At 44.2% G+C, this 8,667-nt stretch carries 7 protein-coding genes and 2 pseudogenes; 3 read left to right on the forward strand and 6 right to left on the reverse strand.

Going from position 1 to position 8,667, the window contains the following annotated elements:
* The first annotated feature begins 188 nt into the window (after positions 1–188).
* Positions 189–1,499 (forward strand): annotated as a pseudogene (hisD, locus tag VB714_RS23195) (histidinol dehydrogenase).
* A 172-nt stretch (positions 1,500–1,671) separates the two neighbouring features.
* On the opposite strand, the gene VB714_RS23200 reads toward hisD, so the two are convergent.
* Genes VB714_RS23200 through VB714_RS23215 form a run of 4 tightly spaced genes read right to left on the reverse strand, consistent with a single transcriptional unit; the run spans position 1,672 to position 3,800 of the window.
* Positions 1,672–2,589: an alpha/beta hydrolase gene (locus VB714_RS23200; protein ID WP_323227177.1), complete on the reverse strand. Its 918-nt coding sequence runs from the start codon at positions 2,587–2,589 to the stop codon at positions 1,672–1,674.
* Between the two features lie 26 nt (positions 2,590–2,615).
* Positions 2,616–2,795 carry a hypothetical protein gene (locus VB714_RS23205; RefSeq protein WP_323227178.1) on the reverse strand — a complete coding sequence of 60 codons (180 nt, stop codon included), beginning with the start codon at positions 2,793–2,795 and terminating at the stop codon, positions 2,616–2,618.
* 33 nt (positions 2,796–2,828) lie between these two features.
* Positions 2,829–3,134: a hypothetical protein gene (locus tag VB714_RS23210; protein ID WP_323227180.1), complete on the reverse strand. Its 306-nt coding sequence runs from the start codon at positions 3,132–3,134 to the stop codon at positions 2,829–2,831.
* The gene (locus tag VB714_RS23215) at positions 3,135–3,800 is read right to left on the reverse strand and encodes a glutathione S-transferase family protein (RefSeq protein ID WP_323227181.1); all 666 of its coding nucleotides are present in this window, start codon (positions 3,798–3,800) and stop codon (positions 3,135–3,137) included. It abuts the gene before it with no gap.
* Positions 3,801–4,005: 205 nt separating this feature from the next.
* On the opposite strand from VB714_RS23215, the gene VB714_RS23220 reads away from it, so the two are divergent.
* Complete coding sequence (locus tag VB714_RS23220) at positions 4,006–4,578, forward strand: hypothetical protein (protein ID WP_323227182.1); 573 nt, start codon at positions 4,006–4,008, stop codon at positions 4,576–4,578.
* Between the two features lie 69 nt (positions 4,579–4,647).
* Positions 4,648–6,447: a penicillin-binding protein 2 gene (locus VB714_RS23225; protein ID WP_323227184.1), complete on the forward strand. Its 1,800-nt coding sequence runs from the start codon at positions 4,648–4,650 to the stop codon at positions 6,445–6,447.
* Here the strand turns inward: VB714_RS23225 and VB714_RS23230 are convergent, their stop codons facing one another.
* On the reverse strand, positions 6,448–7,116 hold the full coding sequence (locus tag VB714_RS23230; protein ID WP_323227185.1) for a DUF938 domain-containing protein: 669 nt from the start codon (positions 7,114–7,116) through the stop codon (positions 6,448–6,450). It lies immediately after the preceding gene.
* 217 nt (positions 7,117–7,333) lie between these two features.
* Positions 7,334–8,667: pseudogene (locus VB714_RS23235) on the reverse strand (ATP-binding protein); the annotation flags it as partial.

Raw genomic sequence — 8,667 nt, forward strand, 5'->3', positions numbered from 1 at the left:
TGAGAGAGAACTTGGGCTGCGGTTAGAGAAAATTTTCCCAATATCTAGCAGGAGGAACAAGCAACCAGCAAGGAATCCAAGTTAAGCTATAGAAAAGAACGAGGAATCGGCTCAATCTGGAGATACGTCTTTAGAAAGTGTCGGAGTCCAAACCCTAACCTACCAAGTAGCAAAGGCATTGGGATTCTATGCTGCGAATCATCACCGAACCAACTGAAGCCAAAACCGAACTGGAGCGCATCAGCAGTCGTACTCGTAATGGCGGGATGCTACCTCAAGAAGAAGCAGTACGGGAAATTATTCAAACCGTGAGACGAGAGGGCGATCGCGCTTTACTTGATTACACGGAAAAGTTTGACGGGCAGACTTTAACGATAGAGCAATTGCGGGTGAGTGGCTCGGAATTGGATGCCGCTTACCAACAAGTCTCGAAGGAATTACTCGAGGCGATCGCCTTGGCTCGCCGTCAAATTGAAGCCTTTCATCGCCAGCGCATCCCCAAGTCTTGGGTGCATTTTGGCGATGATGAGGTTGTTTTGGGCAAGCGCTAACACCCGGACGATCGATCGGGCTTATATATACCGGGCGGCCGGGGTGCCTACCCCAGTACAGTATTGATGAACGCTGTCCCAGCTAAAGTGGCCGCAGTTCCTTATATTGTCATGGTTACACCCCCAGCCGAGGATGGCAAAATTAATCCTGCTGTTTTGGTTGCGGCTCAAGAAGCGGGGGTAACGGAAATTTATCGGGTTGGGGGAGCCCAGGCGATCGCGGCACTGGCTTATGGGACGCAAACTATCCCTAATGTCGATGTGATTACGGGACCGGGGAATATTTATGTTACCCTAGCGAAAAAGATGGTTTATGGAACCGTGGGGATTGATTCCCTAGCGGGTCCCTCGGAGGTTTTAATTATTGCCGATCGCCATGCTAACCCGGTTCATGTTGCGGCGGATTTGTTGGCACAGGCAGAACACGATCCCCTTGCTGCGGCTATTTTACTGACCACTGAGGAAAGATTAGCACAACAGGTTCAATTAGAAGTTAAAAAACAATTAGAAAACCATCCCCGCCGCATTTTAACGGAAAAAGCGATCGCCCATTATGGCTTAATTGTAATTGTTGATTCTCTGGAAACGGCGGCGCATTATTCTAATTTGTTTGCACCGGAACATTTAGAGTTAGAAATTGCCGATCCTTGGGGTTTACTCGATCGCATTCGTCATGCGGGAGCGGTTTTCTTGGGGAATTCAACTCCTGAAGCGGTGGGGGATTATTTAGCAGGACCCAATCATACTTTACCCACTTCTGGTGCGGCGCGATATGCGTCTGCATTGGGAGTAGAAACGTTTATGAAGCATTCAAGTTTAATTCAATATTCTGAAACGGCATTAAGCAAAGTTTCTCGGGCAATTCAAACTCTAGCTAATGCGGAAGGATTACATTCTCATGCAGAGTCAGTCCGTTTGCGGACAGAAATAAAAGAGGAAAGATTTTAAAGTTTTTCGGCATGTTATAGTCTGTCATACTTAAAATGACGAGTATAGCCAGATCCGCCAGGGATTGAAAATCCCTGTCTCATACAAAAAATCCATTGAAATGGATTAGGGTTATAGCGATCGCTCTTACCCGCCCAAAAGTCATTGACAGACCACTAGGCATTGAGAAATACTAAAGTAGAAAATCTAACAGTGCTAAATTAACTTGTTCTGAACAACTCCCAGAGGCATCGTGTCCACAGTTTTTAAGGAGTTTAAATTGGGAATTGGGCAAACATTGATGGAGTTGTTCTCCGTGGCTAGAAGGAAACCAACGATCGCGATCGCCCCAAAGAATTAGGCAAGGAGTATGGGTATTTGCTAAATTTTCTCGTACTGTACGAATAAAATTGGTAGGGTCTGAAGATATACCTTGAATGACTTTTATTGATAGCTGAATATCTTCGGCATATTTGGCGATCGCCCCTTCCATTTCAATATAAGGATAGGTAATCCAGTAAACATCTGTGGGATTAATTAAAGCAGGATCGGCAACAACTTCGCGCCGAAAATATCCGGTTATTCCCCTTGCTAATGGTGCAGTTTTTTTCAATAGGCGCGATCGATCCACAAACTGCACTAATTCTAAGGGTAAATAAGCCAAGAATTGCATCCACCACGTGGGCAAAGTATTGAGAAAAATCGGTACATTAATGAGGACGAGGCGATCGCATAATTCCGGTTTTTGCTGTACGAGGGCTAAACTAATTAATGCCCCTAAAGATTGGGCGATAATCGTAACGGGTTCATCGCATAATGCTTCGATAATGCGTTGCAGTTCAATGATTTGATGTCCAATTTTATCGGGGCTTAAAGGTTTATCGGAAAAACCATGTCCTTTTGCATCAATACAAAAGACGCGAAAATGCTCTGCAAGAGGCGCGATCGTATGTCTCCAACTATAACTCCAACTGGCAATACCATGCACCAAAATGAGCGGTTTTCCTGTTCCTTTTTCACCGTAGGCAATTTGTACCGATGCCTCATTTGCATCGGTAATCGTTAGCATTTGTCTTCCTTTTGGAAAAGTATTTTCCCACCAGTCTTGCATTGAGAATTAATTAATAATTGTATTTATTAAACTTCTGGCTCAATTTTATCGTTGGGGATATCGGGAGAGCGATCGATCTTTTCAAATCGATATCCTTGTTTTTCAACTTGGCTTATAAATTGGTTGGGATGGGAACTCGCTTCGGAAGATTGAGATGGCGAAGGGGTTTCTTTTTTGATTTGTTTGCGTTTAGATTGTCTACCCATTTTCAACAATTAATGAACAATTTTTGTCGATTTTTAAAAATTAGCAAAAGGAATCAGCGTGTTAATTGTTTTGCGAATGTGGAGTAAGAGAATAAGCTGTTCGAGAGTGGGATCTAGATCGATAAAGGCTTGGGGTTGAGAGAGTTTTTCTTCTAGTTCCGCATATTCTGCCGCCGTCAGCAGTTCGCCGTCAAGAGGCGATCGCGCTTCTAAAATAATCTCATTTCGCAAGACCTCTTCGGGTATATCTTCTGGAGGCGGTAAAGTCAAACCTGCTTGGACTCCCACCAACCCCACAAAACTAAGCCCAATCCCCAAACATAATAATTTATTCATCATTTAAAATCCTGGGGGTAAAGGTTCATTACAGCGATCGTGAACTTCACGAATGCGATCGAAAATCCAAGGATAGGCTTCTCTGTATTCGGGAAGTAAAGCCAGGGGACTCAATAACGCCGCCGCCGCTAGATCTGCAATACTGAAAGTATCGCCAACGAGAGTGGAACTTTCCTGCCAAGAAGATAACACCTGCATTGCCAAAAGCAAACGCGATCGCGCTAACTTGACCGCTCCAGGGGTGATTCCGTATTGACGGCGAACTACATTTATCAGTAGGCGAGAGAATAAAGACGGATCGATTGATTGCCCTTCTCCCGCTCTATAGTCATAATAAACAAAGCGGGTTGCTGTGCCGATGCTCTCATCTAACCAATCTTCTAGTAACTCTGTTTGCTTTTTTAAAATTGGCTCAGTGGGGTATAAAGACGGCTCAGGACAAAATTTGTCCAAATATTTAAAAATTGCCGTTGAATCGGCGATCGCCTCGGGTTCCCCAGGCTGTTGAGGAAGCAACACTGGCACTGTTGTTAAACCCGTAAGCGGTCTAAGTTTTAAAATATGCAACCCCGGAGTCAAATTTTCAACCTGATAGGCGATTTTTTTATAGCCCAGTGCTAATCGCGCTTTGCGACAGTAGTGAGAGGTACTGAATTGGAGTAATAGCATAATCAATGAGTGAAGGAGCAAAAAAATTGGGAATTCAAAGATTAGAGGCATGAGGCATCGGGATTTAGTTTCCTAGTCCCGTCACCCCCTTCCCGATCTGAGGGCAACCCCAAACTTTAACTTCTAATGTTAGGATTATGACGATTTCTCGCCCTTTTCGGAGGTAAATTCACCTTAAGATTTGTAACCCAAGGAGATATGTTTTATGATTGCTTCTGCTCGCTCTTTTACACCCGATCGCCCGCCCCAGTCCTCGACCCGAAGAAGTCGCCCTTCTCGCTCTGCCCGCTATACAGCAGGAAATGCCCCAGAAATCGCCGGGAATGTCGTTCGTCATCCCACAGCCCAGAGAACGCCCCTTGCTGCGGTTCCAGGGCAGCCTCGTCCTCTCACGCCATTTCCAGAGCGATCGCGGCAGATTCCCTTCTGGTTGCGCTGTCTAATCGCTCTCAAACACGGTTCTTCTATTGTTACTTTTTGTTTAGTCGTCGCTGTTTTAATGGTCTATTCCTCAATGGTCGGAATTCAACAAGAGTGGAGCAACGCTTATCAAAAACGCCAATCTTTACAGCGACAACTCCAGGAACTGAGTATGGCTCGCGCCCAGATTAATAATCATTTGGGTGTAGAAGCCGAAAGCAGTGGCTTGCAGTCTCCCAGTCCCAGTAATACGATTTTCCTTGAGCCTTCTCCCATTGAACCCACCGTCGTACAAGCATCGGCCAAATCTTCCCCTTCTCCCAAACCAGCCCGAGGGAATACACCGTTGGGATATTAATCAAGATAGGTAATCGGGAATGGGAGTTTTTCCTTCCCTCTTTGCCTATTGCCTATTGCCTTTTCTCTCATGACTGATTCTAAAGTTACCCCTCTGCGTCCGAGAAACAAACCTTCCGTCAATTCCTCAAAAACGCCCAAAACCCGCAAAAAATCTCATCGTTCCGTCAAGACAAGTTTGGGTAATGCTCGCTTACTGTTAGTTTGGGGAATACTTTTGATTGGTATGGGAGGGTTGGGGTTAAATTTGTATCGGTTGCAGGTGTTGGGGGCGGAACGACTGGCCAATAAGGCGCAACAACAACAGCAAGTGTATATGCGTCCTTATGTTCCCAGACGCTCCATTGTCGATCGCAATGGCAATGTTTTGGCAAGCGATCGCCTTGTTTACAGTCTTTATGCCCATCCCAGTCAATTTAAGGTGACAAAGGCAGAAGTGGCGACTAAATTAGCGGGGTTGCTCGATCTCGATCGCCGAGAGTTGTTGGAAAAGTTCGCCAAGCAAAAAAGTGGACTTTCCCTCGCCAATTCCTTACCCGAAGATACGGCCAATCAAATTACGGCTCTGAAACTGGATGGATTAGAATTGATTCGTCAGTATTCTCGACTTTACCCCCAACAGGAACTCGCTTCAGAAGTTGTCGGGTATGTTGATTTAGACCATCAGGGACAAGCGGGATTAGAATACACTCAACAAGATTTACTCGAACCCAAAATTCGCACCCTCAGACTGCGCCGAGCCGGAAATGGGGCATTAGTTCCCGATCCCATGTCGGAAGGGTTTATCGATTTTGATGATAAGCATCTGCAACTGACCCTCGATATGCGCTTGCAGAGGGTGACGCGATCGCTTCTGAAGGAGAGTTTGGCCAAATATCAGGCCAAGCGAGGCACGATCGTTGTTATGGATGTGCGAGATGGGTCGTTACTGGCTTTGGTTTGCGAACCGACTTTCGATCCCAACAAATATTCTAAATACGATGTTAGTTTATTTAAAAGTTGGGCGGTAACGGATTTATACGAACCGGGTTCTACTTTTAAACCGATTAATGTGGCGATCGCCTTGGAATTGGGAGCAATTCAGGGCAATAGTATCTTTAACGATCGCGGTAAACTCAAAATTGAACATTGGGAAATTAAAAACCACGACTACGATACTGTCGGAGCTAGAGGTCGCCTCAATTTGATCCAAGTTCTCCAACATTCGAGCAATACGGGGATGGTCGATCTAATCCAGCGCATGAATGTTAGACAATATCACGAAGCGCTGATGAATCTGGAGCTTAACCAAAGAGCCGGGATCGAACTACCGGGGGAAGGAGCCGGACAACTTAAAGATTTACAGAAATTTTTAGGTTCTCCCGTGGAAGCCGCAACGACAGCATTTGGGCAAGGTTTTTCCTTGACTCCTCTGAAATTAGCGCAACTTCACGCGGCGATCGCCAATGGGGGAAAATTAGTCAGACCCCATCTCATTCGCGCTTGGGTTGACTCTGAGGGACAAACGAGCGCACATCCAGAGCCGCGCCCTCTCAAAACGGTTTTTTCCGAAGAGACGAGTCGAATTGTTTTGGAAAAAATGGCGGCGGCGACAACGAATTCTGGTGCTAATATGAACATTCGCGGTTATCGCATCGCCGGAAAATCGGGAACGGCTCAAAAAGCCAGTCCTACGGGGGGATATTATGAAAATATTAAAATTGTTAGTTTTGTGGCTTCTTTCCCTGTAGATGACCCTCGCCTCGTGGTTTTGGCTGTTCTCGACGAACCCAAGGGAAAGGATATTTTCGGGACGACGGTGGCGGCTCCCATTGTGCGATCGGTCATTGATGCGGCGATCGCGATCGAAGGGATACCCCCTTCTCAGTGATTAGTGATTTAGTTCTCTTTGGAAAATTACAGATAGGTTATTGGCAGGCATTTCCACGGTTTTGAGGAAGGTTAAGTTTTCGACTCGGGCGGCGGCGATGACGGCTTCGATATCTCGAACTCCCCACTCGGGATGGCGCGATCGCAGGGAGCGATCGAATTCTTGATTGCTCGAGGCAGTATGCTGTCCGTCTCGTTTGTAGGGACCGTAAAGGTAAAGAATACCCTTGGGAGGGAGAATGCGCCCCGCCCCTGCCATGAGTCCCAAACACGCCTCCCAAGGGGAAATATGAATCATGTTGATATTGACGATCGCCGTAATGGGATCGGTGCTAAAGTCGAATTGCTCCTGGGTAGTGCCTTCTCCCTCGATCGGCCAAGGGCGATCGCAAACATTGAGGTCAATGACAGGATAGAGATTTGGGCTGGGGGAATGCGATCGCCAGGCTTCAATACTCAAACGCATTACCGGGTTGGGTTCGCTAGGCAACCATTTTCTCGGTTGCAAGTTTGGAGCAAAATAGATGCTATGTTCTCCAGTTCCACTTGCGATTTCCAGAACTGTTCCTCTCGGGGGTAGAACTTCCTGCAAAACCTCTAAAATCGGTTGACGGTTGCGAAGAGTTGCAGCAGCATATTTTCGTTGTTCTGGATTCACATCTATTGTCATTGGATATTGAAAGTTAATCACAAATAATGAAGCAATTTTATCAGTTCTAGATCGTTGACTCGAACAAGTTTTTCTCAATTCCCTCATTATTGGCGATCGCAGAAGAACGAGCAGATTGTCGATCGCGTGAGAGGTTCGTGGCGAAAAGTGAGAAAGTGGTTTCCTTGGTAGAGACGGCTATTCTGCGATGCTTGATATGGATTTAGATGCGTTTATCCTATTGTATTTTTCGAGAACGAATTAAATGCTCTCTCAAATAATATGCTCTTGAGGAAGCAGTTTCAACAATTGCATCAAGCAAAATAAAACAAGATTCGTGCATTTTTTTTGATAATGCTCCGGTTTGCTCGAGTTGTAGAAAGCGTTGAATTGCTCTTTCTAAATAAAATGCTGTATTAATTCCGGAAAATAAACGGATTCCTCCTTCTTCTTTTTGATATTTTGCTAAAATATGTATTCCTAAATCGAAAAAGATAGAAGGAAAATAATAAATGAGCCTAGCCAATGCGTCAAATACATCTGGATTTTTCCCTGCATTAGTCACAAACTCAAGAATCAGTTCTTTTCCCAAAGCTATATCTTGATTTTCAGCATCAATTTCTTGCCATTCGGGATCGGCTCTCAACATACCACGTATCAACTCATAAGTTTCATCTCGATGTCGATAATCAGAGTCACGTTGAGCAATCTCAATTGCTATTTTTTGCACTGTCGGTGACAATTCCTTACAAAGTTGCCAATAAATTTCTGCCTGTTTTACTTTTTCAGCTTCTACTGCGACGTACAGAATAATAGGATAAGTGAAGCTAGGTGCAATTTGGCAACCTAACTTGAGTTGTTCAATATAATCAGAGAAGTTTGAATCGTGCAGGAGGAATAGATGTTGAGCAAAGCATTTTGCAAAATCTAATGGTATCTCATAATCCATTGTACACTCATCATCCGTTGTACCATTAGATTGTTTTTCCTCTTGTTCTGCTTTAAAGAAAAAAGTCAAAATATTTGAGAAAAATTCAATAAAAATAGTTTCTCTTGAGCCATTAGGAATCATTAAACACGGACTTAAAATATAATTTGGATCGTGCGTCTCAAAATCAATTTTCTGGTAGTCGTGTGGAAATTCACCTCGCGCCAATTTACTACGAAACTCATTTATTTTAGCGTTTAATTTTGCTTCTTCAGCTTCTTTTTCTAAGGTATACCTTGCTCTATCTTCATTTGAAAATGACAAATGTATCTGCTGAGATAGTACCCCTAACTTTATCCTTTCAGATTGAGTTTCTTTCTGAAAGCGTGCATACTCTAAAGCTCCAAAGACGCATTGTTGAGCGAATTCGAGGTTTCTTTGCCAGAGATATTCTTTAATTCCTTCTGCTATTTTATGTCTAATATTTGTATTGATATGTGTAATAGATCCAGCAATCAAATTACAAATTATCAACTTCTCTTCTTCAGAAATAAAATCAAAAAATATAGGTAGAACAGATGATGCAGCCGCTAAACCAGTAAAATCCATCAAATCATTAGCTATCATTAAATTTTCTGTATCTG

Source organism: Spirulina sp. 06S082 (genome assembly GCF_034932145.1).
Lineage (GTDB): Bacteria > Cyanobacteriota > Cyanobacteriia > Cyanobacteriales > Spirulinaceae > CCY15215.